Raw genomic sequence first — 223 nt, forward strand, 5'->3', positions numbered from 1 at the left:
ATTCCACGGGCGTACATGGCGATGATTTTGTCATCGAATCCGGTGTAACGGCGCTCATGCTTGGGGATCAGAATGGGCGAAAAACTGCCGTCACGGTCCCGAGGGATATCCGGCCGTAGCGGGCCATCGCCTGTCAGTACAGTCTTGCCACTCGTGCCATTGCGCTGGTTGGTCTCATCCTCTGGGCGCTGCGCGCCCGGCGGATAGCCCAGGTGATGACCAA

1 protein-coding gene is annotated in these 223 nt (G+C 60.1%); it reads right to left on the reverse strand.

The features are described 5' to 3' along the window. The coding region (locus ABE459_RS26065; RefSeq protein ID WP_346648183.1) for a transposase at positions 1-223 on the reverse strand (223 nt) is incomplete at both ends.

Source organism: Pseudomonas sp. TWI923 (assembly GCF_039673365.1).
Lineage (GTDB): Bacteria > Pseudomonadota > Gammaproteobacteria > Pseudomonadales > Pseudomonadaceae > Aquipseudomonas > Aquipseudomonas sichuanensis.